Annotated in this window: 18 protein-coding genes; 2 read left to right on the top strand and 16 right to left on the bottom strand. The window is 51.4% G+C overall.

What is annotated here, in order from left to right:
- Positions 1–23: 23 nt before the first annotated feature.
- On the bottom strand, positions 24–638 hold the full coding sequence (locus AB1E22_RS06075; RefSeq protein WP_367594533.1) for a LysE family transporter: 615 nt from the start codon (positions 636–638) through the stop codon (positions 24–26).
- Positions 639–909: 271 nt separating this feature from the next.
- Here AB1E22_RS06075 and folA point away from each other — a divergent pair, with 271 nt between their 5' ends.
- Positions 910–1,389 carry a type 3 dihydrofolate reductase gene (gene folA / locus AB1E22_RS06070; protein ID WP_034459339.1) on the top strand — a complete coding sequence of 160 codons (480 nt, stop codon included), beginning with the start codon at positions 910–912 and terminating at the stop codon, positions 1,387–1,389.
- 206 nt (positions 1,390–1,595) lie between these two features.
- On the opposite strand, the gene AB1E22_RS06065 is transcribed toward folA, so the two are convergent.
- The 9 genes from AB1E22_RS06065 to lptD form a co-directional block, all read right to left on the bottom strand.
- A complete protein-coding gene (locus AB1E22_RS06065) occupies positions 1,596–2,141 on the bottom strand; it encodes a hypothetical protein (protein WP_367594532.1) in 546 nt (181 codons plus the stop codon).
- Positions 2,142–2,155: 14 nt separating this feature from the next.
- Positions 2,156–4,204 carry a peptidase M23 gene (locus tag AB1E22_RS06060; protein WP_367594531.1) on the bottom strand — a complete coding sequence of 683 codons (2,049 nt, stop codon included), beginning with the start codon at positions 4,202–4,204 and terminating at the stop codon, positions 2,156–2,158.
- 69 nt (positions 4,205–4,273) lie between these two features.
- Complete coding sequence (gene tssI / locus AB1E22_RS06055; protein WP_367594530.1) at positions 4,274–6,439, bottom strand: type VI secretion system tip protein TssI/VgrG; 2,166 nt, start codon at positions 6,437–6,439, stop codon at positions 4,274–4,276.
- 262 nt (positions 6,440–6,701) lie between these two features.
- Positions 6,702–7,553, bottom strand: coding sequence for a bis(5'-nucleosyl)-tetraphosphatase (symmetrical) ApaH (gene apaH / locus AB1E22_RS06050; protein ID WP_367594529.1), 852 nt, complete (start codon positions 7,551–7,553; stop codon positions 6,702–6,704).
- A 4-nt stretch (positions 7,554–7,557) separates the two neighbouring features.
- The gene (gene apaG, locus AB1E22_RS06045) at positions 7,558–7,935 is read right to left on the bottom strand and encodes a Co2+/Mg2+ efflux protein ApaG (RefSeq protein WP_034498452.1); all 378 of its coding nucleotides are present in this window, start codon (positions 7,933–7,935) and stop codon (positions 7,558–7,560) included.
- A 2-nt stretch (positions 7,936–7,937) separates the two neighbouring features.
- On the bottom strand, positions 7,938–8,762 hold the full coding sequence (gene rsmA, locus AB1E22_RS06040) for a 16S rRNA (adenine(1518)-N(6)/adenine(1519)-N(6))-dimethyltransferase RsmA (RefSeq protein WP_367594528.1): 825 nt from the start codon (positions 8,760–8,762) through the stop codon (positions 7,938–7,940).
- The gene (gene pdxA / locus AB1E22_RS06035; RefSeq protein WP_367594527.1) at positions 8,759–9,748 is read right to left on the bottom strand and encodes a 4-hydroxythreonine-4-phosphate dehydrogenase PdxA; all 990 of its coding nucleotides are present in this window, start codon (positions 9,746–9,748) and stop codon (positions 8,759–8,761) included. The genes rsmA and pdxA overlap by 4 nt, the downstream gene beginning before the upstream one ends.
- On the bottom strand, positions 9,741–11,033 hold the full coding sequence (surA, locus tag AB1E22_RS06030; protein WP_367594526.1) for a peptidylprolyl isomerase SurA: 1,293 nt from the start codon (positions 11,031–11,033) through the stop codon (positions 9,741–9,743). Before surA ends, pdxA begins: the two co-directional genes overlap by 8 nt.
- Positions 11,034–11,087: 54 nt before the next feature.
- Positions 11,088–13,520, bottom strand: coding sequence for an LPS assembly protein LptD (lptD, locus tag AB1E22_RS06025; RefSeq protein WP_367594525.1), 2,433 nt, complete (start codon positions 13,518–13,520; stop codon positions 11,088–11,090).
- Between the two features lie 182 nt (positions 13,521–13,702).
- Here lptD and djlA point away from each other — a divergent pair, with 182 nt between their 5' ends.
- Entirely contained in the window at positions 13,703–14,512 is an 810-nt protein-coding gene (djlA, locus tag AB1E22_RS06020) for a co-chaperone DjlA (RefSeq protein ID WP_367594524.1), read from the top strand.
- A 31-nt stretch (positions 14,513–14,543) separates the two neighbouring features.
- Here the strand turns inward: djlA and rluA are convergent, their stop codons facing one another.
- The 6 genes from rluA to araB form a co-directional block, all read right to left on the bottom strand.
- On the bottom strand, positions 14,544–15,203 hold the full coding sequence (gene rluA, locus AB1E22_RS06015) for a bifunctional tRNA pseudouridine(32) synthase/23S rRNA pseudouridine(746) synthase RluA (RefSeq protein WP_367594523.1): 660 nt from the start codon (positions 15,201–15,203) through the stop codon (positions 14,544–14,546).
- A 137-nt stretch (positions 15,204–15,340) separates the two neighbouring features.
- Positions 15,341–18,247 carry an RNA polymerase-associated protein RapA gene (gene rapA / locus AB1E22_RS06010; protein WP_367594522.1) on the bottom strand — a complete coding sequence of 969 codons (2,907 nt, stop codon included), beginning with the start codon at positions 18,245–18,247 and terminating at the stop codon, positions 15,341–15,343.
- Positions 18,248–18,392: 145 nt separating this feature from the next.
- The gene (gene polB / locus AB1E22_RS06005; protein ID WP_367594521.1) at positions 18,393–20,753 is read right to left on the bottom strand and encodes a DNA polymerase II; all 2,361 of its coding nucleotides are present in this window, start codon (positions 20,751–20,753) and stop codon (positions 18,393–18,395) included.
- 76 nt (positions 20,754–20,829) lie between these two features.
- Entirely contained in the window at positions 20,830–21,525 is a 696-nt protein-coding gene (gene araD, locus AB1E22_RS06000; RefSeq protein ID WP_367594520.1) for an L-ribulose-5-phosphate 4-epimerase, read from the bottom strand.
- Between the two features lie 90 nt (positions 21,526–21,615).
- Entirely contained in the window at positions 21,616–23,118 is a 1,503-nt protein-coding gene (gene araA / locus AB1E22_RS05995; protein WP_367594519.1) for an L-arabinose isomerase, read from the bottom strand.
- A gap of 10 nt (positions 23,119–23,128) precedes the next feature.
- The gene (araB, locus tag AB1E22_RS05990; RefSeq protein ID WP_367594518.1) at positions 23,129–24,802 is read right to left on the bottom strand and encodes a ribulokinase; all 1,674 of its coding nucleotides are present in this window, start codon (positions 24,800–24,802) and stop codon (positions 23,129–23,131) included.
- Between the last annotated feature and the right edge of the window lie 285 nt (positions 24,803–25,087).

The following is a 25,087-nucleotide window of genomic DNA, read 5'->3' as shown; positions in this document are numbered from 1 at the left end:
CGGGTTTTGACCCGCCCAAACAATCAACTTAGCGCAACTTTGATCCCAAGCCCAATTAGCATCCCACCCAATAACTTATCAACAATCTTTTGCGCTTTGGCAAGGCCGCGGCGAACGGGTTCGCTTTGGATTAGCACCACCAATAACGGCCACCAGATAACCGACAGCATCAGGATTACGCCAGCGTACCAGAGTTTTTCCATGGTGCCGGAGTTCACGCTCAATACCTGAGTGAAAACGGACAGGAAAAACAACGTCGCTTTTGGATTCAGCAGATTACACAAATAGCCCTGTAAGAAGGCTTTTTTCAGCGTGGTTTGCTGGCGCTCAACATTGCTGACATCCATCTTGCTGCCGCCGCGAGCAAACAGCGCGTGGAAACCAATCCAGATTAAATAGGCGGCACCGGCATATTTAAGAACATCGAACAGCCACGGTGTTGTCGTAATCACTACCGCTAAACCTGCGACGCAATAAGTCATGTGCGTGGCAACGCCGCTGATAACGCCCAATGAAGTCATCATCGCCGCAGTACGCGGATAACGTGCCGCATTCTTAATGACCAGAAAGAAATCAGGCCCAGGGGAAAGCATTCCCAACGTGGCAAGAGTGGCGACAAAAAGCGTGGTTTCCAGCATGGTGTTATCCGGTAGAGATGAAGAAAAATGCACTATAGCGCAGCTATTGCGTAAACTTATAGAGGATGGCAGGCCGCAGTTAAGAATTTTTTACGTTATTTCTGGCGCTTTTACGCTAACTCATTGTTCCTGTTGTATCAGGAAGCTGTGCGTTACATGTTTACAGTAGCAGAACAAAAAAATTCTCGCGGACAGGCTTGCGGACAGTCGACGAAAGAATGCGCTTTCCGTATAGTGGCGGCAATTTTTTCACCACCCTTGGGTTAATAGAATGATCAGTCTGATTGCTGCATTAGCGGTAGATCGTGTAATTGGCATGGAGAACGCCATGCCCTGGGACTTACCTGCCGATCTGGCCTGGTTTAAACGTAATACGCTGAATAAACCTGTTGTTATGGGGCGTTTGACCTGGGAATCTATCGGTCGACCGCTTCCAGGACGTAAGAATATTGTTATTAGCAGCAAGCCGGGTACCGATGACCGCGTAGAGTGGGTTTCATCTGTTGAAGATGCTATTAAGGCTTGTGGTGATGCAGAAGAGATTATGGTGATTGGCGGTGGACGTGTTTACGAACAGTTCCTGCCAAAAGCGCAACGTTTGTATCTGACGCACATCGACGCAGAAGTGGAAGGCGACACGCACTTCCCGGATTACGAACCGGATGAGTGGCAGTCAACTTTCAGTGAATTCCACGACGCCGATGAGAGTAACTCCCACAGTTACTGCTTTGAGGTTCTGGAGCGTCGTTAAGACCGCATTGAATTGAATGACGAAAAAAACACTGGGTGAGGCTACCCCAGTGCTTTTTGTTTATTAATTGATACGGCAGTGCTGCTACTAATGACAACGAAGAAGGGGTTCCATGAAAAATAAGCTTTACTTCTGATTTACATATTGGGATGTCTTTATAAGCATTCCGCCACTATTTTCATTACAGCGAGTAATCATTTCTATAATTAGTCATCAATAAAGTTGGCTAGGATTTCTTTAGGGAAACGGCTAGAGCATTCTTTATCTTTAAATTGGTAAGTTTTTAGATGAAATATATCTCCGGCATTTCCTATATAAATTAGGTTGGCTGGTGCTTTGGTTTTTTCCTCAAGTGGCATAAATTCATTGGAGTAGAAAATACCACCTAGTATTTTATTTTTATGGCTGATATAGGTGATTGTATCTGTGGGTATTCTATTTTTTATTGTCAAAACTGACAGTGAATCTAATTTTAGGAGATTAGTGTTCATTATATAGATGTATCCTTCTATTGTAGCCCGACTGTTCCCTTCTGTATAATTTAACTCTTCTGAATTAGAACCCAGCAGTATGAATGTGTCATCGTTTTTATATTTTTTTTTAAAATGATCAAATAAATCAGAAACTGCTTCTGTATCAATTTTTGCACAGAAAATGAAATTTTGTTTTTTATTATCTAAATCACCGGCGGATGTTTTAATAGAAAGAAGAGAGGTGAAAATAATTATGCACATTTTATTAAAAAGTCTCATAAGTCCTCTTGGGTTTATTTAATAGGGCGGAAATCATCAGGGGTACTAACGTCGTCATTAAGTGCATACCATGCATGAACAAAAGCAGGCCATCTGACAGAAATAAAACCATCTTGGCCAGGATTTATTCTTCCTGTTAATTGTGAAGCATTATATTGACTACTACCTTGATCGGCCCAGTAATTTATACTTAATTTTCCAATTGGTTGGAATGTTCTTGAGAATTTCTGCTTGCTAATCCAAAAATAACCGCCTGCATCACATGCGCAATATGAATCAATGGCAGGTAGCATATTATTAGGCTCTTCTGTGAAAAAGGTAGAACTTTGACCAAATCTATATTTACTATAGTTCGAATAGTTTTCCCTTCCTGTTAAATGTACAGTGCCTCTACCTTTAAACCTGGCACCATCACCTGATTGAGTATTTCCTAATTTAATCCCTTGAGTAGTTCTCGGTTCATACATATTGAAATAATTCAAATCGCCATTTTCAACAAAAAATTTAAACCTTCCTGTTTCCCTTGCCATTTGCCCCATAAAATGGGCCATTCTTAATGGGGTTACTATCAGATATTTTGACAGGATTTTTGATAAACTAACACCTACATTATCTGGCCGAATTATTTCTCCTGAAGGTTTTCTACCTTCTGTAGTAAGCCAACTAACTAGTTCTGCCTTGGTTAAGTTTGGTTGCAATGCATGAGACTCATTGCGACGAACAATACGTACAAAATCATCTAGTCCTAACCATCCACACTTCCTGAAATGTGCAATAAACTCCCTCGGCTCAAAATGCCATACCCGACCAGAAGGTAACGGATTTTCAGCCAGACAAAGTGCTTTTCCGTGTTCCGTCAGCAAGTTAAGGTCGCATTCTGCCATCGGTTTATTCTTTACATCATTAGGAGATTTCAGCCATTCAAACCGTGAATCTACAGTTGCCTTGTCCCACTCCAGAGGGAAATGACAAATCATTCGATTTAAGTCACTGCGTGTTGTGCACAGAATGGTGGGTGAATTGCACTGGCTGTTCGTGTCGGTATCATCATCCACCAGTTTCCAGCCCATCCAGTGAGGGAAATCGCCGTCGCTGTAGACTTTTATGTCCCGGGCTCCAAGGTTAACGAAGCCTTTCCCTTCAGGGGTATTCACCTTCTGCCACAGCGGTGCATCTGCAGGGCTAAGCGTTTCGTATTCTGTATTAATGACCCGTCCAAAACGCAACATTTCATATCCCGCACTCGGGCTGGCCGGGTAGAGTTTCAGCGCACTGGAATACAGGTTGTATTCATAGTCCTCACCATCGGCATTAACTAAAGGCTCACCCACTTCGGAATAATTATCGGGCAGTATGGGATCCTCCTGGCGGGTTGTCATCGTACAACTGCCCTTGTCAAAACGCATGGTTACATATAACTGTACGCTGGTTTCCAGCACTGAACTGTTATTCACCAGCGAATTATCCGGAGGGGCGGATTCATAAACTGGGGTTCCCGCAGGTAAGAAAAAATGAATATCCCCATAAACTACTTCAACCCGACCATCTTTCGTCAGGTCTGTGTCTGGAGAAATTCTTCCGGTGATTTTCTGAAGGTTTTCATCGTCACAAAAAATCTGAAAATGAAGTGCATTCTGATCATCCACCATACCTGCCATGCCTATTATCTCTTTGCGATGCAGTGTTTTTCCGGGCTGAGCATTCCCGTCAACCCTGCTCAGATGCATATACAGTGAATACCAAACAATCTTGCCGCTATCACCGCTCCCGATTTCCGTTTCATGTTTCAGAAGGACATAGCCGTAATCGGTCGCTCCGTTGTAATTGAGCGGTGATACATCGCGTTTTGCCTGGTCAGGCTGACGCAGAGAAAGGACTTTGCCATCTGCGATACATCTTACGGGATTTGATGAGCTACCCGTCAGATGAATACCCCCGTGCCAGGACTGGCCTTTATTAATGGGGAAACTTCGTTGCGCATCAGCAGGCATCATTCTGTTTACCCATTCTGAGTCGGTTTCACTATCTGCCTGCTCGAGCAGAAATGGAGGGCTGATAATCATTTTTATAATCCTTTATCAGAGAGAAGAAATATCCCGGGTAGAGCACCGGTAATCTGAATAAATTTTCTATTACGAAAATAGGAACTTTGTGGCGGGTTCTTCGCTATCCGGTTCATCCTGCCCAGAATCATTCCCAGCACCGGAATTTCCTTCGCCACCGCTTCCCCCACCATCCTGCTGTGACTCGCACAACCCATCATCACCTCCATCCGCCGGCGCACTCAGCATCACCGGCTGCAGTGTCGGGACCAGTGTCCCCGGAGTGCCGCCGCCGTTGAGGTTGATTTTCGGCCCCGTGATATCGATACCCGCGGGGTGAATGACGATAAACGAGCCGCCCGCCTGCAGGGTGATTTTGCTGTGGCTTTTCAGGACAATATCGCCCTGAACGTCAATGCCCAGCGCCCCGGCAATCTTCTGCGCCAGGTCGTCCTTCACTTCCAGGCTGTATTTCCCTTTCACCAGGCTGACGTGGTCTCCGGTGGTGGTGTGCGCCTGCTTTCCTTTTACCGTGATTTTTCTGTCGTTCGCCACGTACAGCGCGTCATCGTGACCAACATTTTCTGTGCGGTCGTGTGCCACCCTCAGCGTCTGGTCATTACCGACGTTTGTCTGCCGGTCATGCGCGACGCTGAGGGTTGTGTCGTGTCCGGCGGCATTTTCTTTGCCCACCGTTACCGTCTGCCCCAGTGCGACGGTGATGCTCTGGTTGTTGCCGATGGTTTCGGTGTGGTCGGCTTTCACCTCCGTGTCACGGTTGTTCAGCACCACCGTCTTCATGTCCTTCTGGGCATGCATCGACAGCAGCTCCTGATTTGTCTCATCCTCGAACATCAGCTCGTTGTAGCCGCTGCCTTTGTAGGTCTGCGAGCGGATAGCCATCTGCGTTCGGGTGCCCGGCAGGTCGCCCGGGGCGCGGTTACCGGCGTGGTAGGTGCGCCCGGTGATAATCGGCTGGTCCGGGTCGCCGTTGAGAAAATCGACAATCACTTCCTGGCCGACGCGCGGGATGGCGATATTGCCGAATCCGGCGCCGGCCCACGCCTGCGAGACGCGTATCCAGCACGAGCTTTTCGCATCCGCCTGGTTGTAGCGGTCCCAGGCAAATTTCACCCGCACCCGCCCGTGCTCGTCGCAGAAGATTTCCTCCCCCGGCGGGCCGTCGACCCGCGGTTTGAGAGGCGGCTGTGAGCGCCAGGTCTGAACGGCGGGGATGACGCTGAAGCTGTTGGTGAGCGTGGTGCCCTGGCCTTCGCTGCCGGTGAGCGCCTGCGGCTGGCTGCCGGTTAACGTACAGGCCACCACCTGCCAGAGGTCGTTGAGGTCTGCGCGCGGGTGGTCCGTCAGGCTGAAGCAGCGCCCCGGCTGGAGCCGGGGTGAGTTGCTGGTGCCGGTGGCGTAGTCCACATCGCTGCGCCAGCCTTCCACCTGATATTTCGCAAAGTCTGCCCCGCGCTGTGCGTCCTTGAAGCGCCCCGGATAGTCAAAAATCTCATACACCGCCCGCTGGTTGGGCATCTCCGACGGGCGGTGATTAAACTGCCCGGGCCAGAGGGGGGCCTTAAAGGTGTAGTCCCGGGTGGTGACCTGCGCCGGGCGGATTTGCGCGCGGCGGCAGAAGCTGTTGATGCAGTAGCGGCTGGATTCACTGGCACCGTTGGGGTTGTACGGCAGCGGGTCGAGTCTGCGCAGCACGCGGCTGTCATCGGCGAAGGTCAGTTTCTGCAGGTTGCGCTCCAGATATTCCTCCTCGCAGAAGAAAATCCCCTCTTCGGCGGCCAGCCGGGCGATGAAGTCGAAGTCGGTTTCCTGGTACTGGACGCAGAACTCACGGAAAGGGTGCGGACGGCGGAACAGCGCGTCATGGGTGAGCACACCCGTCTCTTTAAGCAGCGTCTGAAAGATGGCGCGGATATCGACATTCTGGAAGCTGCGGCAGAGCTCCGGGCGCAGGGTTATGTGATACAGCGTCTGGTGTTTACCGGTGTTGCCCTGCTCGCAGAAGGTCACGATGCCGCGCAGGCGGCGCTTAATCTCCTCGCCCTGCCGGATAATCAGCGTCCCCCCCTGGTCGAGGACTTTACGGAATTCCAGGGCCGGATTGCTGCTGGCGAGGGTCAGCTCAAGGCGGAACAGGGAGGAGAGGGACTGGGTGAGCTGAAAGTCCACCACGGCAAAGGTGTCATCCGGGGTCCGCCCGGCGGTAAAGGTGAAGCGGGTGACGTCACTGGCCATGGTGTTATTCCTTCAACGAATTATAGAATCATTGATATGAACCTATAATTTTGTGAGACTCATAATTTAGATAAATATAATAAAATCAATGATATAAATATGTCAGAAAGGTATCCTGGCAGAGGAAAAGCTAAAGTGAGCTGTGTCACATTGTGAAATGTAGGAAAGTAGACAAAAGAAATGGGTGTAACTTGCATAGAGCAGGGCTGGAATTTATTCGGCTGGGAGCCAGACAAATTCCAGTGGAATGAAAAAACGTCTATTAAGACGCTATTGCCGTATCGCCCTCATCGAGGCTGGTTTTACGATTCGACGGCTGAACAAAGTAAGTTTTATCTTCCCAGCGCAGGCAGGTTAATTCACCGCCCCAACAGCAACCGGTATCCAGCCCGTAGATCCCTTCAGGTGTGCCTTTGCCTTCCAGCGATGCCCAATGCCCAAAGATAACGGAATACTCAGCGGTAACCGGGCCTGGAATTGCAAACCAGGGTTTTAATGGCGCAGGGGCGCTTTCAGGCGTGTCTTTGCAGTACATGTCTAACTGCCCGTTCGGGAAGCAGTAGCGCATCCGGGTCAGGGCATTGGTAATAAACCGCAGGCGAGCTAAGCCAGAAAGTTCAGGTGACCAGTTGTTTGGCATATCGCCATACATCGCATCAAGGAACAGCGGATAGCTGTCGCTGGAGAGCACCGCTTCGACATCGCGCGCGCAGGCCATAGCCGTGTTTAAATCCCATTGCGGTGTGATCCCTGCGTGCGCCATCACCAGCTTTTTCTCTTCATCGACCTGAAGCAGCGGCTGGCGGCGTAGCCAATTTAGCAGTTCATCGGCATCGGGTGCTTCAAGCAGAGGCGATACGCGATCTTTGGGCTTGTTACGGCTAATGCCCGCATAAACGGCCAGCAGATGCAGGTCGTGATTGCCGAGCACAATTCGCACGCTGTCGCCGAGCCCACGCACATAGCGCAGTACTTCAAGCGAGCCGGGGCCACGCGCGACGAGGTCGCCCGTAAGCCATAAAGTATCTTTGCCAGGCGTAAACTCAACCCGTTGCAGTAAAGCGGTCAGTTCATCGTAACAGCCGTGAACATCGCCAATCAGGTATGTAGACATCGTATCAGTGAATGAAGGCTGGAATGGCCAGACGGAACACGGGAATAGCGACGCGGAAAGCGTCGCCCTGAGAGTCGACCATTTCGTAATGGCCTTGCATGGTGCCAAGCGGTGTTTCAAGCACTGCACCGCTTGTGTAGCTGTATTCGTTGCCCGGTTCAATATGCGGTTGGACGCCAATCACCCCTTCGCCCTGAACTTCAGTTTCATGGCCGTTACCGTTAGTGATAAGCCAATAACGGCCAAGCAATTGCACCGGTGTTCGCCCCAGGTTGCGGATGGTAACGGTATAAGCAAAGACGAAACGTTCGTTCTCCGGTGAGGACTGAGATTCGATATAGACGCTTTGTACCTGAATGCATACGCGGGGCGAATTTAACATCGTTAACTCTCCTTCGGCTGCTCGGGGTGCTCAGCCAAATAGTTTGCCAGTTGGCAATACTGTGCGACTGAGATGTTCTCAGCACGCAAAGTTGCATCAATTCCCAGCTCTGCCATCACTTCTGCACTGAACAGATGGCCCAGGCTGTTACGAATCGTTTTGCGACGTTTGTTAAAGGCTTCAGTGGTGATGCGACTTAACACACGCAGCTCTTTTACTGGATGCGGTATCGTTGCATGAGGTACCAGACGTACAACGGCGGAGTCCACTTTGGGTGCTGGTGTAAAGGCCGTCGGCGGGACTTCAAGCACTGGGATCACATTGCAATAGTACTGGGCCATGACTGATAAACGACCATAAGCTTTACTGTTAGGGCCTGCAACCAAACGGTTGACCACCTCTTTTTGCAGCATGAAGTGCATGTCTGCAATGGCATCAGTATAGCTAAAGAGATGGAACATCAATGGCGTGGAGATGTTATACGGCAGGTTGCCGAAAACGCGCAACGGCTGACCGATTTTTTGCGACAGCTCTCCAAAATCCATCGTCATCGCATCTTGCTGATAAATGGTCAGCTTAGGTGCCAGGAACGGATGCGTTTGCAGACGTGCTGCAAGATCGCGGTCCAGTTCGATGACGGTCATTTCATCCAGACGTTCACCCACAGGCTCGGTTAATGCGCCAAGGCCTGGGCCGATTTCAACCATCGCCTGGCCTTTAAGTGGATTAATAGCAGAGACAATACTGTCGATAACGAACTGGTCATTAAGGAAGTTTTGCCCAAAACGTTTACGGGCTAAATGGCCCTGGTGGACACGAGTATTCATTGAGTATTAACAATCATTTTGATGGCGAGATTAAGCGCCGTAATAAAACTGCCGACATCGGCTTTCCCCTGACCGGCTAGTTCTAGCGCGGTTCCATGGTCAACCGAAGTGCGGATAAAAGGTAAGCCTAGCGTGATGTTTACCGCACGGCCAAAGCCCTGATATTTGAGTACTGGCAGACCTTGATCGTGGTACATCGCCAGCACGGCATCGGCGTTATCGAGATACTTGGGCTGAAACAGTGTATCTGCCGGTAGTGGGCCAGAAAGATTCATCCCCAGACCACGCATTTCATTCAGTACTGGAATGATGGTATCAATCTCTTCAGTACCCATGTGGCCGCCTTCCCCGGCATGGGGGTTGAGGCCACAAACCAGCACATGCGGCTGCGCGATACCAAACTTGGTTTGCAGGTCATGATACAGGATGGTGATTATCTGGCGTAATAAATCTGGCGTTATCGCGTCACTAATGGCTTTTAGCGGCAAATGTGTGGTTGCCAGCGCCACGCGCAACTCTTCGGTTGCCAGCATCATCACGACTTTTTCGCTCTGCGATCGCTCTTCGAAAAACTCGGTATGACCAATAAACGGAATGCCCGCATCATTGATGATGCCCTTATGAACCGGCCCGGTGATGAGAGCTGCAAATTCACCGTTAATACAGCCGTCACACGCGCGAGCTAGCATTTCAACGACATACTCGCTGTTTCTCACATCTAGCTGACCTGGTATTACAGGGGCACGTAATGCAATCGGGAGAACGGTGAGCGTGCCAGCCACTTGGGGGCTTGCTGGGGAATCGGGTTGGTATGTTTTGAGTGTGAGAGGCAGGCCGAGAAGGGCAGCCCTTTCCTGAAGGAGTTCAGGCGCAGCCACGACAACCAGTTCTACTGGCCAATCGCGGCTTGCCAGCGCGATAAGCAGGTCAGGACCAATCCCGGCGGGTTCGCCGGGAGTGATGACCACACGATGGATATTAACCATTGCTACCTATAACTTTTACGTAAGCGGATGCGCGTTGCTCTTGCATCCAGGTCTGAGCTTCTTCAGAGAACTTACGGTTGAACAGCATACGATATGCACGATCTTTTTGTGCCGCATCGGTCTTATCAACGTTACGAGTATCTAAAAGCTCAATCAGGTGCCAGCCAAACGAAGAGTGAACCGGTGCACTCAACTCGCCTTTGTGCATTTTTGAGAGCGCATCACGGAACGCCGGATCGTAGATGTCTGTCGCAGCCCAACCTAAATCGCCGCCCTGGTTCGCAGAACCCGGGTCTTCAGAGAACGATTTTGCAGCCGTTGCGAAGGTGGTTTTACCGCTCTTAATATCAGCCGCAATCTGCGTCAACTTAGCACGCGCCTGGTCGTCACTCATGATAGGAGACGATTTCAGCAAGATATGGCGAGCGTGAACTTCAGTCACAGAAATGCTCTGGCTCTGCCCACGCAAATCATTCACTTTCAGAATATGGAAACCCACGCCTGAACGAATCGGGCCAATCACATCACCTTTTTTCGCGGTGCTTAATGCCTGAGCGAAAATAGACGGTAATTCCTGGATGCGACCCCAACCCATTTGACCGCCTTTTAGAGCTTGCTGGTCAGCAGAGTAGGTGATGGCGAGTTTGCCGAAATCTGCACCGCTTTGCGCCTGTGAAGCAATGTCACGCGCTTGCTTTTCTGCATCATCTACCTGAGCAGAGGATGGGTTTTCCGGCAATGGAATCAGGATGTGGCTAAGATTCAGCTCGGTACTGCTGTCATTTTGGCTACCCACTTGCTGCGCAAGGGAGTCCACTTCCTGTGGCAAAATGGAGACGCGGCGACGAACTTCGTTGTTACGCACTTCCGAAATCGTCATCTCTTTACGGATCTGAGCACGGTAAGAGTTGTAATTAACCCCGTCATAAGCCAGACGGCTACGCATCTGATCCATACTCATTTTGTTTTGAGCTGCAATATCAGCAATAGCTTTATCAAGCTGCTCATCGCTGACTTTGACACCCATTTTCTGACCCATCTGCAGAATGATTTGATCCATGATCAAACGTTCTAGCACCTGATGGCGCAAAGTCGCATCGTCAGGAAGTTGTTGCCCGGCCTGCTGGGCACCGGTTTTCACTGACTGCATCATGCCGTCAACATCACTTTCCAGTACCACACCGTTATTTACGACGGCTGCAACTTTATCGACTACCTGTGGGGCCGCGAAAGAGGTATTCGCCGCCAGGACGATACCGAGAAGCAGCGTTCTCCAATTCTTCATACTTTTTCCATTTACTTAGCCGCGAAGCGGATTGCTAATTCAAGTCAAAGTGAATTACATCGAGCTTTGATACGGCAGAATGTTTGAACGCAACATTTGCTGTGTGCCCAGGCCGTAGTTAGAACTCAGGCCACGTAACTCGATGTTAAAACCAATTACGTTATCGTATTTGCTTTCGCCATTTCCGTTATCCCAGCCGTTAATTTTGCGCTCGTAACCCACACGAATCGCATAACAGCAGGAGTTGTACTGCACGGCCAGCATGGAGTCAGCGGTTTGTTGTGCCTTGGTATCGTAGTAATACGCTCCTACGACAGACCAACGATCAACAATCGGCCAGCTCGCTGTCATGCCTACTTGCGATATACCGTTTTCGTACTGAGGTGCCTTAATATCAATGGTTGAGACTGTTGCACTAATGTATTCAGGACTTGCATAACGATAGTTAAATTGCAGCAGACGATCGTTGTCTTTGCGATATTCGATAACACCGTTACCCGTTGCTACGTTATCCAGACGCGTATCGTACTGTAAGCCACCACGTAAACCCCAGCGATCGGTCATGCGCCAGTAGGTATCACCCGCCCACAAGATAGACCCTGTTTCGTCACCTTTTTCATTGGTGATAGTTTCATCACCGGTACGGGATTTCGTGAAGTAGTAGATTTGACCCACAGAAACGTTAAAACGTTCAACGGCTGCATTATCATAAACGCGAGTTGTCACGCCCGTAGTCATCTGGTTAGCAGATGCAATACGGTCAAGGCCGCCGTAAGTCCGATCGCGGAACAGGCCGCTGTAGTCAGATTGCAGTAGAGCAGAGTCGTAGTTATTGATATTGCTCTGGTCACGGTATGGCACGTAGAGGTACTGCGCGCGCGGTTCCAGGGTTTGCATCCAGCCTGCAGCAGAGTCCATATCACGATCGAAAATCAGCTTTCCGTCCATTTTGAACTGCGGCAGGGTACGGTTGACTGAGTCCTCTAAGCTAGCAGCAGCAGCAAGTTTTTGTTGATAATTGATGTCCTTAGGGTTGGTCTGGTATTGATGCAAGGCATAAGCTCGATATTGATCAACATTTGTTTGCTGATAATGCGTCGCCATTAATTTGGCTTCGGTATTCAGGCTCGCCCAACCGTTGGATACCGGAAGGCTAATGGTCGGCTCGAGATGAAGTCGAGTGGCTTCCGGCATATTGTTATTAAAGTTCGTAAACTTAACCGCCTGGCCATAAACACGCGTATCAAATGGGCCAACATCATTTTGATAGTAGTTCACGTCCAACTGCGGCTGCGCGCTGTAAGAGTTAGCCCCACTATTTTGTTGCGACTCAAAAATCTGGAACTGTTTAGTTGAAAGCGTGGCATCGAAGTTTTCAACCGCATAGCCAACACTAAATTTCTGCGTAGCGTAGCCGTCAGTACTTGAGCCGTACTGGGATGTAAAATCGTTAAAGTAACTTGGATCGCTGACTTTGGTGTAGTCGATATTGAAGCGCCACACTTGATCCATTACACCGCTATGGTTCCAGTAGAATAACCAGCGACGATCGTCTTTATCTGGATTTTGAGGATTAAGGGCTTTTTGATCGTCTTTGTATTGGTCATCTGACAGCATGTAGTCGAATTCCATAATGCCTGCACCTGCTTTGGTGAGGTAGCGGAATTCGTTCTGCCATTGCGTACCACGCTGTTCCATATAGTGCGGAGTAATCGTGGCATCAAAGTTAGGGGCGATGTTCCAGTAATACGGTAGAGTAAACTCAAGGCCGTTATTGGTACTGTATTTCGCATTTGGGATCAGGAAACCTGAGCGGCGTTTGTCGCCAATCGGTAATTGCAAATAAGGGCTATAGAAGACAGGAACTGGGCCCAGTTTAAAGCGGGCGTTCCAGATTTCCGCAACCTCTTCCTCACGGTCCTGAATCACTTCACTGCCTACTACGCTCCAGGTATTAGAGCCCGGTAAGCAAGAGGTAAAGGTGCCATTTTCCAGAATAGTGTAGCGGTTATTGCCACGCTGCTTCATGAGATCGGCAGTACCACGCCCCTGGCGATCTACCATTTGGTAGTCACCTTCCCAGACGTTGGTATCTTTGGTATTCAGGTTCGACCAGGCTTTCGGGCCTTTGAGGATCACCTGATTATCGTCGTAATGGACATTTCCGACGGCATCAACGGTACGCACCGGGTCAGGCTGACCTTCAACCTGTTTTTGATGCAACAGCACCTCGTCAGATTGCAGGCGGCTATTGCCTTGCTGGATATCTACATTGCCACTGAACACCGCATCATCGGGATAATTTCCTTTTGCGTGATCGGCATTTATAGTAACAGGCAGGTTGTTGGTATCCCCTTCCACCAAAGGGCGGTTGTAACTAGGGATACCCAGCATACACTGCGACGCAAGATCGGCAGCCATACCTTGTTGACTATACAGCGCTGCGCCAATCAAGGTGGCCAGCAAGGTGGGAATACGTTTTTTCATACGTGTTATTCGTTGTTCCATCATCAATGGCTTAGCGTCGGCAAACGGTCAGAGACTAACTTACTCGTCACCACAGCGCTAGTGTTAATCCTGCCCGTTAGCAGTCTGCCGTTAGGCACCGCTATCAATGACGGGTATGATAAAGCAAATTCTAGCCGACGGCATGACGATTTGGGGAGTATATGCAGTATTGGGGAAAAGTACTCGGTGTCGCAATAGCACTTATTATGGGCGGTGGCTTCTGGGGTGTGGTGATAGGGTTACTGATTGGCCATGCCATTGATAAAATGCGCAGCCGTCGTCAGCAGTCCTGGTTTTCTAACCAGCAACAGCGTCAGTCACTGTTTTTTAGCACCACATTTGAGGTAATGGGCCATCTGACTAAGTCAAAAGGGCGCGTTACTGAAGCAGATATTCAGATTGCTTCGCTACTGATGGATCGTATGCAATTGCATGGCGATGCACGTAGTGCGGCGCAGCATGCGTTTCGTGTAGGTAAAGAGAACGGCTACCCGCTGCGCGAGAAAATGCGGCAGTTACGTAGCGTATGTTTTGGACGTTTTGACCTGATTCGGATGTTTCTTGAAATTCAAATTCAGGCGGCGTTTGCGGACGGCTCTTTGCATCCTAACGAGCGTGAAGTGTTGTACGTTATTGCAGAAGAGCTGGGTATTTCCCGCGTCCAGTTCGATCAATTCCTGCGAATGATGGAAGGCGGTCAGCAATTCGGCGGTGGTTACAACCAATCGCAGGGCGGTTTCCAGCAACAGCGTGGCCCAACGCTTGAAGATGCCTGCAACGTTCTGGGCGTTAAAAGTAACGATGATGCCACTACCATTAAGCGCGCATACCGTAAATTAATGAGTGAGCATCACCCGGATAAACTGGTCGCAAAAGGTTTGCCACCGGAAATGATGGAGATGGCTAAGCAGAAGGCGCAGGAAATTCAAAAAGCGTACGATCTGATTAAGACGGCGAAGGGATTTAAATAAAGATGAAGCCTCTCGATTGAGAGGCTTTTTTTTAGAAGTCAGCCGGGGCGCGAAACGTCATCGGCGTTCCATACTCAGGGTGAGTAATGGTCAGCATTTCGGCATGCAGTTGCAGGCGCGGCGCTAAGGCCAGCGCTTCCGGGGACGCGTAGAAACGATCGCCCAGAATCGGGTGGCCTAACGCCAGCATATGAACACGTAGCTGATGCGAGCGCCCGGTAATCGGCTTTAGCTGCACACGAGCGGTGTTATCCGCTGCATACTCCAGCACCTGGTATTCCGTTTGCGCCGACTTGCCGGTTTCATAACACACTTTCTGCTTTGGCCTGTTCGGCCAGTCACAAATCAGCGGTAAATCTATCAAACCTTCTTCCGGCTGAGGATGGCCCCAAACCCGCGCTACGTACTGCTTCTTCGGCTCACGTTCACGGAACTGGCGCTTCAGCTCGCGTTCGGCGGCTTTGGTCAGCGCAACGGCAATCACGCCGCTGGTAGCCATATCCAGACGATGTACAGATTCAGCTTGCGGAAAGTCGCGTTGAATGCGCGTCATCACGCTGTCTTTATGTTCATCAAGACGTCCTGGAACGGACAACAAACCCGAAGGCTTGTTGACCACCATAATGTGTTCATCCTGATAAAGGATGACCAGCCAGGGCTCGGTCGGCGGGTTATAGGGTTCCATAATCATTTACTCTACATCCTTCAAGCTGCAGCGGCGTTGGCTGCTTTCGCCCACCCCAGCCACTTACTTTAGTAAGCTCCTGGGGATGTTCTCTCTTGCCGCCTTGCTACAACTCGAATGATTTGAGTAAAGCGGTGTGCAAACTACTGATGCGTCACAACGATGAGGCGCAATGCATCCAGACGCCAGTTGGCCTGCGCAAGGCTTTCCAACACGTGTTGACGATTGCTCTCGATAGCCTCGAGTTCATCATCACGAATGTTCGGGTTGACCGCTCTCAGCGCTTCCAGGCGAGAAAGTTCCGCACTCAATTTTTCGTCGGCCTCTTCACGAGCGGCTTTAATCAGCACTTGTGCCTCGGCTTCGACTTTCTCTTCCGCCAGTTGCAAAATCGCATGCACATCTTGCTGCACCGCATTCACAAGCTTACTGCCGGTATGGCGGTTCACCGTGCTTAACTGGCGGTTAAAGCTCTCAAACTCAACCTGAGCCGCGAGGTTGGTGCCGTTTTTGTCTACCAGCATACGAACCGGCGTTGGCGGCAGGAAGCGGTTAAGCTGCAATTGTTTCGGCGCTTTAGCCTCAACAACGTACACCAGCTCCAGCAACAGCGTGCCAACCGGCAGCGCTTTGTTTTTCAGCAGTGATAGCGCACAGCTACCGGTATCGCCAGACAGAATCAGATCCAGGCCGTTGCGAATGATCGGGTGCTCCCAGGTGACAAACTGCGCATCTTCGCGTGACAGCGCCACATCACGTTCAAACGTAATGGTGCAGCCATCTTCAGGAAGGCCTGGGAAGTCCGGCACCAGCATATGATCGCCTGGCGTCAGGACGACCATGTTATCGCCGCGGTCGTCCTGATTAATGCCGACAATATCGAACAAGTTCAGCGCGAAACTCACCAGATTCGTGTCGTTATCTTGCTCAGAAATCGCTTCTGCCAGCGCCTGTGATTTCTCACCGCCGTTAGAGTGGATTTCCAGCAGGCGGTCACGACCCTGCTCAAGCTGAAGTTTCAGGGCGTCATGCTGTTCGCGACATTGCTTAATAAGCGTATCGAAACCGTCTGTGTTTTCTGGCGCGGCTAAATACTCGATCAGTTGCGGATAGACATTGTCGTAAATCGCGCGGCCCGTCGGGCAAGTGTGTTCGAACGCATCCAGACCTTCATGGAACCAGTTCACCAGCACCGACTGTGCGGTTTTTTCCAGGTAGGGAACGTGGATCTGAATGTCGTGCGCCTGACCGATACGGTCCAGACGACCGATACGCTGCTCCAGCAAATCCGGGTTAAACGGCAGATCGAACATCACCAGATTGCTGGCAAATTGGAAGTTACGGCCTTCGGAACCAATTTCAGAGCACAGTAAAACTTGCGCACCGGTATCTTCTTCCGCAAACCAGGCCGCAGCGCGGTCGCGTTCGATAATCGACATCCCTTCATGGAACACGGCGGCACGAATACCTTCGCGCTCGCGCAGGACTTGCTCAAGTTGCAGTGCGGTGGTGGCTTTGGCGCAGATCACCAGCACTTTTTGAGAGCGGTGGCTGGTCAGGTGCCCCATCAGCCATTCAACGCGAGGGTCGAAGTTCCACCATGTGCCGCTATCGCCTTCAAACTCCTGATAAATTTGCTCAGGGTAGAGCATGTCGCGCGCGCGCTCTTCCACAGATTTACGTGCCGCCATAATGCCGGACACTTTAATCGCGGTCTGGTACTGCATCGGCAGCGGCAAACGGATGGTATGCAGTTCGCGTTTCGGGAAACCTTTCACGCCGTTACGGGTGTTACGGAACAGCACGCGGCTGGTGCCGTGGCGGTCCATCAGCATGGAAATCAGCTCCTGACGCGCCGCATCACTCCCTTCACGGGTGCTGTTTGCGGTTTGCAGCAGAGGCTCAATATCTTGCTCGCCAATCAGATCGCTCAACATGTTGAGTTGCTCATTGGTCAGATGATTGCCTGCCAGCAGCAATGCCACGGCATCGGCGACCGGGCGGTAATGCTGCTGTTCTTCAACAAACTGCTCGAAATCGTGGAAGCGGCTTGGGTCCAGCAAACGCAGACGTGCAAAGTGGCTTTCCATACCTAATTGTTCAGGCGTTGCGGTTAACAGCAAAATACCTGGAATATGTTCTGCGAGTTGTTCAATCGCCTGGTATTCACGGCTTGGTGCGTTTTCGCTCCATACCAGGTGGTGGGCTTCATCAACCACCATCAAATCCCATTCTGCTTCACACAGATGCTCAAGACGCTGCTTGCTGCGGCGCACGAAATCCAGCGAACAGATAACCAGTTGTTCTGTTTCGAATGGGTTATCGCTGTCGTGCTGGGCTTCGGCATAACGCTCGTCATCAAACAGAGAGAAGCGCAGGTTAAAGCGGCGGAGCATTTCGACCAGCCACTGATGTTGCAGGGTTTCTGGCACCACGATCAACACACGTTCAGCGCTGCCAGCCAGCAGTTGCTGGTGCAAAATCATCCCGGCTTCGATGGTTTTACCTAAACCCACTTCATCAGCCAGTAAAACGCGTGGCGCATGACGGCGGCCGACATCGTGAGCGATGTTAAGCTGATGCGGAATCAGGCTGGTACGCATGCCGCGCAGGCCGCTCCACGGCTGACGGTACTGCTCGCTTTGATAAACGCGAGAGCGATAGCGCAGGGCGAAACGATCCATTCTGTCAATTTGCCCGGCAAACAGTCGGTCCTGCGGTTTGCTGAAGACCAGTTTGCTGTCGAGGAACACTTCACGCAGCATGGTCCCGGCTTCTTCGGTATCCAGACGCGTACCGATGTAGGCCAGCAAGCCATTTTCTTCCTTAACTTCATCAACTTTGAGTTGCCAGCCTTCATGGCTGGTGACGGTATCACCCGGATTAAACATCACGCGTGTGATAGGCGAGTCATTTCTGGCATACAGACGATTTTCACCGGTTGCAGGATAAAGCAGGGTTACCATGCGTGGGTCTAATGCGACCACGGTACCCAGTCCCAGTTCGCTTTCGGTATCGCTGATCCAACGTTGACCAAGTGTAAAAGGCATAAGATTTCGGCTCTATTATCAGTTACTAAGATTTGCAGGCAATAGTAAAACGACCGCGCGCAATAAGGGGGCGGTAGCTCAAAAGTAGATTTAAGGATGATTCAGGAGGGCGCTATGGTACTGGAAGGAAACGAGATAGTCACCGTCAAAATAGCCCCAATTGCCCTGTCATCAGTGTAGCAAAGTCATCCTCAAGGAAAGGTAAAATTCCTTCTGCCACCGGCTGGAGCTGGCGGGTCAGGTAGTGATCGTAATCCAGAGGCGATTGCTGATAATCCACCGGTTCAGGGCCATTGGTGGTAATCACATACTTGATGGTGCCCCGGTTCTGATACTGCGCCGGGCGGCCAAGTCGTTGATTATGTTCATCTGCAAGACGTGCCGCGCGTACATGTGGTGGCACATTTTTCTGATATTCGCTTAGCGGCCGACGCAGCCGCTTACGGTAAATCAACTGATCGTCCAGCTCACCGGCCATCAAACTGGCGATGGTTTCGCGAATATAGTCCTGGTACGGCTCGTTGCGAAACACCCGCAAATACAGCGTTTGCTGGAATGTTTGGGCTAAAGGCGTCCAGTCAGTGCGCACCGTTTCCAGCCCTTTAAACACCATCCTTTGCTTATCGTTTTCCTGAATCATTCCGGCGTAGCGTTTTTTGGAACCTTCAACGGTGCCGCGAATCGTCGGCATCAGGAAACGGCAAAAATGGGACTCAAACTCCAGCTCAAGCTGGCTATCCAACTGCTGCGTTTCTTGCAGATGAGTCTTCCACCAGGTATTCACATGGTCGACTAACTGCTTACCAATGCGCGCTGCGTCTTGCTCGGAATGCGCTTTTTTGAGCCAGACAAACGTGGAATCGGTATCACCGTAAATCACGTCATACCCCTGGGATTCAATCAAGGCTTTAGTTTGCAGCATGATCTGATGACCACGCATGGTGATCGACGACGCCAGACGCGGATCAAAGAAACGACACGCGCTGGTGCCCAGTACGCCATAAAAGGCATTCATGATGATTTTCAATGCCTGGGACAATGGTTTATTTCCGTGACGCTTTGCCTCATCGCGGCCGGACCAGATTTGCCCGACGATTTCCGGCAGGCAATGTGTGGTTCTGGAAAAATGCGCGCCTAGAAAACCGTCCACCGAATGTTCAGGTTCCGGATGCGCCATACCTTCAACCAGGCCAACCGGGTCGATAAGAAAAGTGCGAATAATCGACGGATAAAGGCTTTTGTAATCCAGCACTAACACCGAGTCATACAGGCCGGGGCGCGAGTCCATTACATAGCCTCCGGGGCTTGCCTGCGGCGGCACATCCCCAAGATTAGGTGCGACGTAACCCGCCCGGTGCATACGCGGAATATATAAATGACCAAACGCGGCAACCGAACCGCCGTGTTTATCAAGTGGCAAACCATTCACCGTTGCCCGTTCAAGCAGGAAGGGCATCAGCTCCGTTTTATGGAAAATCCGCGTCACCAGCTCGCAGTCTTTAAGGTTGTATTTCGCAAGCGCAGGTTTATCTTCGGCAAAACGGCGATCGATTTCGTCCATTCGCTGCCATGGATTATCAATGGCTTTACCTTCACCGAGCAGTTCCTGGGACACCGCTTCCAGCGAAAACGAAGAGAAATTCCAGAATGCGGATCGCAGCGCTTCGATACCATCAATAATCACGCGGCCCGCGGCCTGAGCGAAAAATACGCCTTGTTTAAAACCGTGCTCGCGCCATTCCAGCAAACTGTTTCCCCGCCCAAGACGTAGCGGCACCTGATAGCGATCCGCCATTTTCTGCAGCACACGCAAATCGAACTGCACGACATTCCAGCCAATCAAAACGTCAGGATCGTGCTCGGCAAACCAGGCGTTGAGTCTTTCTAAAAGCAGCGGGCGGCTGGCAACATATTCCAGTGTAAAATCCAGCCCGCTGGCATCGCCATTTTCCGGGCCAAGCATGTAGACGATTCGCTGCCCGCAGCCTTCAAGTCCGATGCAATACAGCTCGCCATGACGATTGGTTTCGATATCCAGCGACACCCATTTCAGCGGCGGGCGATAGTCCGGTGCGGGTTTAAGTTTCGTTTCAACAATTACGTTATTTTTTGGCTCACCGCTAAACCAGACCGGCGCGGTAATAAAGCGCTCCATCAAAAACCGTTCAGGTGGGCGAATATCGGCTTCATAAACCGTAATGCCGCCATCGCGCAGCAGTTTTTCAATACGCATAAGTTGGCGATGCTGGCGGCAATAAAGCCCGCAAATGGGCTGACGATGAAAATCTTTGAGAGGCAGCGGCGTGAGGCGATACTGGCTTTCGTTAGCGAGCAGGCGTTCGGTTTCAGAACGCTGTGATTGCGGAATAAAGGCGACAGATTCCTGGTGCGGCAGACGCACTTTCACCGGCCCATCGTCCGTTGCCAGCCAAAACTCAACTTCAGTACCGAGCGGGGAATCTCGCCAATGGCGAGTTAAAAGAAACCCCTGACGAGCTTGCGACACGCTGCGTTCTCATAAAAGGAAAAGTGGTCTGATTATAGACTACCCGGTGCGGAATTACTGCTTTTATATACAGTGCTTACTGCCCGTAATAAGCTTTAGCCCCATGCTTACGCAAATAATGCTTATCCAATAACGTTTGCTGCATATCCGGTAATTCCGGAGCAAGTTGGCGGCAGAATATGCCCATATAGGCGACTTCTTCCAGCACTATGGCGTTGTGTACGGCATCAACCGGATCTTTTCCCCAGGCAAACGGGCCGTGGGAATGCACCAGTACGCCGGGCATTTGTGCGGCATCTATTCCACGTTCAGCAAAAGTTTTCACAATCACTTCCCCGGTTTGCCACTCGTAGTCGCCATTGATCTCGTCGTCGGTCATTTTGCGCGTACAGGGAATGGCGCCGTAGAAGTAATCCGCATGGGTGGTTCCCGTCGCAGGGATCGATTGCCCGGCCTGCGCCCAGATAGTCGCATGGCGGGAATGTGTATGGACGATTCCACCGATGTGCGGGAATTGCAGATACAGCAGACGATGGGTAGGGGTGTCGGAAGAGGGTTTTTTATTCCCTTCAACCACTTCGCCAGTTTTCAGGCTAACCACCACCATATCTTCCGCTGTCATGATGCTGTAATCGACGCCAGAGGGTTTGATGATTAACACGCCGCGTTCGCGGTCAACGGCGCTGACATTACCCCAGGTGAGCGTTACCAGATTATTTTTAGGTAGGGCAAGGTTCGCTTCCAGCACCTGGCGTTTGAGATCTTCTAACATGTTGGATCCTCAGCTTGTAAACCCACTGACCCCACCCCAACCCTCCCCTGACAAGGGGGAGGCTGGGAGGGGGTCAATGGGGAAACATAATTAGCGTTTAAAACCGTAATAAACCTCGTTCCAGCGTAGAGAATCTTTAAACGCGGGCAGACGGGTGTCGTTATCAATTACGCTCAGTTCAATGCCGTGCAGTTCGCTGAACAGGCGCATATCGTCGAGCGTTAACGACTGGCTGAACACCGTGTGGTGCGCGCCACCGGCGAGGATCCATGCTTCAGACGCGGTTGGCAGATCCGGCTGCGCTTTCCACAACGCATTCGCGACAGGCAGTTTCGGCAACTGATGTGGTGCTTCGACAGTATCAACGCAGTTCACCAGCAGACGGAAACGATCGCCGAGATCGATTAGGCTCGCATTCAGGGCTGGGCCGGTTTGAGTGGAAAAGATCAGGCGGGCAGGATCTTCTTTGCCGCCGATCCCAAGGTGTTGCACGTCCAGAATCGGTTTTTCAGCGGTTGCGATTGAAGGGCAAACTTCCAGCATATGGGAGCCGAGCACCATATCGTTGCCGTTTTCGAAGTGATAGGTGTAGTCCTCCATAAATGAAGTTCCGCCCGCAAGACCGGTCGACATCACCTTCATGATGCGAAGCAGAGCGGCGGTTTTCCAGTCGCCTTCGCCCGCAAAGCCGTAGCCTTGCTGCATGAGACGTTGAACCGCCAGACCTGGGAGCTGTTTCAGGCCGTGAAGATCTTCAAATGTGGTGGTGAATGCGCTGAAACCGCCTTGTTCAAGGAACTGTTTCATCCCCAGCTCAATACGCGCGGCATCGAACACGTTCTGACGTTTTTCACCGTTTACCTGCGCGGCAGCAGTCAGGCGATAGCTACTTTCATATTCATCGACCAGGGCGTTGACATCACCGTCACTCACGGCGTTAACGACCTGCACCAGATCACCCACCGCATAGGTGTTAACGGCGAAGCCGAACTTCATCTGCGCAGCGACTTTATCCCCGTCAGTCACCGCAACTTCGCGCATGTTATCGCCGAAACGTACCACTTTAAGCTGGCGGGTATCTTGTTTAGATACCGCCTGGCGCATCCATGAACCTATACGCTGATGGGCCTGCGGATCCTGCCAGTGGCCGGTTACCACGGTGTGCTGCTGGCGCATACGAGCGCCGATGAAACCGAATTCGCGGCCGCCGTGCGCGGTCTGGTTTAGGTTCATAAAGTCCATATCAATGCTCCCCCAGGGGATTTGCGCATTGAACTGCGTGTGGAACTGCAACAGCGGCTTGGTCAGGATGCTCAGGCCGTTGATCCACATTTTGGCCGGCGAGAAGGTATGGAGCCACACCACCATCCCGGCACATTTATCGTTGTAGCTGGCGTCACGGCAGATAGCGGTAATTTCGTCAGGCGTGGTGCCCAGCGGTTTCAGCACCAGTTTGCACGGCAGTTTGGCTTCTTTATTCAGCGCGTTTACCACCTGCTCGGCGTGCTGATTAACCTGACGCAGCGTTTCCGCTCCGTAGAGATGCTGGCTGCCAATCACAAACCACACTTCATATTGCTCAAAAATGTTCATCGTCTTGTCCTTAATGGCTCAGGGCTGAAGGGAGATAGTGTTGTTCCGCGCTGACAGCCCATTGCTGATAGCGTTGATAAAGCTGCTCAAAGCGCGCAGCGCGTTGAGGGATCGGTTGTAAGGTGCTTTCGATTTGGCTCGCCATCGCAAGCTGTGCCCGGGCAATATCAGCGTGTTCGCCTGCGGCAACGGCGGCGAAAATGGCAGCGCCTAACGCGCAACATTGGTCGGAGGCAACAATCTGAAGAGGGCGATTTAATACGTCGCAGCAGACCTGCATGATCGTCGGTGATTTACGTGCAATACCGCCCAAAGCCATCACGTGGGTGACGGGAATCCCTTGTTCGGTAAAACATTCCTGAATGGCGCGGGCACCAAAGGCGGTGGCAGCAATCAGCCCGCCGAACAGTGCCGGTGCATCGGTTGCCAGGTTTAAATCGGTAATCACCCCTTTCAGGCGCTGGTTGGCATTCGGCGTGCGGCGGCCGTTAAACCAGTCAAGCACTACCGGAAGATGTTCAAGAGATGGGTTTTTCGCCCAGGCTTCCGTCAGCGCCGGAAGAAGTTGCTTCTTACTGGCATTGATTTGCTCGCGCAATTCCGGATGCTGCTGCGCCAGTTGTTCCAGCGGCCAGCCGAGCACGCGTCCAAACCAGGCATAGATGTCGCCGAAGGCAGATTGCCCGGCTTCGAGGCCGATAAAATCCGGCACCACGCTGCCGTCGACCTGCCCGCAAATCCCTTTCACCGCGCGCTCGCCCACGGTTGCTTTGTCGGCAATCAGAATGTCGCAGGTCGATGTGCCGATGACTTTCACCAGCGTATTTGGCTGCGCACCTGCGCCGACGGCACCCATATGGCAGTCAAACGCCCCGCCGGAAATCACCACGCTTTGCGGCAGACCTAAACGCTCAGACCATTCAGCACAGAGATTCCCCACCGGAATATCGGCAGTCCAGGTTTCGTTAAACATTGGGTAAGCCAGACTCTGGTTAATGACCGGATCTAACTCATCAAAGAAACTGGCTGGAGGCAGGCCGCCCCAGCTTTCATGCCAGAGCGATTTATGCCCGGCGCTACAGCGACCGCGGCGAATATCCTGTGGGCGAGTGGTGCCGGAAAGCAGCGCCGGAACCCAATCGCACAGTTCGATCCACGAAACCGCCGCCTGCGCCACTTTTGCGTCGGCACGAGTGACATGCAGAATTTTCGCCCAGAACCATTCGCTCGAATAAATGCCGCCGATATAACGGGAATAATCATTTTTGCCAGGCTGATGGCACAGGCGGGTGATCGCTTCCGCTTCTTCAACGGCGGTGTGATCTTTCCACAACACAAACATGGCGTTTGGGTTGTCGGCAAATTCAGGGGTTAAAGCCAGCACGTTGCCTTTGGCATCAATGGGGGCAGGGGTGGAGCCGGTACTGTCGACGCCAATGCCACAAACCTGGGCGCGTTGTTCGGAGGTGAGTTCGGCGATAACGGTTTTTATCGCCCGTTCCATGGATTCAATGTAGTCCCGAGGATGGTGGCGAAACTGATTGTTGGCGGCGTCGCAATATTGGCCTTCCTGCCAGCGCGGATACCACTCAACGCTTGTTGCCAGTTCGGTACCCTCTTCACAATCCACGGCTAAAGCGCGAACGGAATCGCTACCGAAATCGAGGCCCAGCGCAATCGACATTTTTTAACTCCCTGACCTGGTTATCTATGAAAATGACATTAGTTTTTATGCAGAGAAACCGTCAGGTCGTATTCGCTGTAGTTATGGAGAAATGTGCTGTGCGGTGGAGAAGTGTGACGCCCCGCAAATAATTGATGTGGACATTTCTGCTACTTTTATAAACACTTTGGTTATCTTCACCAAACGCCATGATTACCTATTCAAAAGCATGTTCTCAGGCAAATTGCGGCTTTATGATGAAAATCAGGCTGCTTATTGTTTCAGCAGTGCAGCCGTTGTGACGAA

The organism is Buttiauxella gaviniae (genome assembly GCF_040786275.1).
GTDB classification, from domain to species: domain Bacteria; phylum Pseudomonadota; class Gammaproteobacteria; order Enterobacterales; family Enterobacteriaceae; genus Buttiauxella; species Buttiauxella gaviniae_A.
Note: the sequence above shows the minus strand (reverse complement) of the source record. Positions and strands in the feature narration are given on the sequence as shown.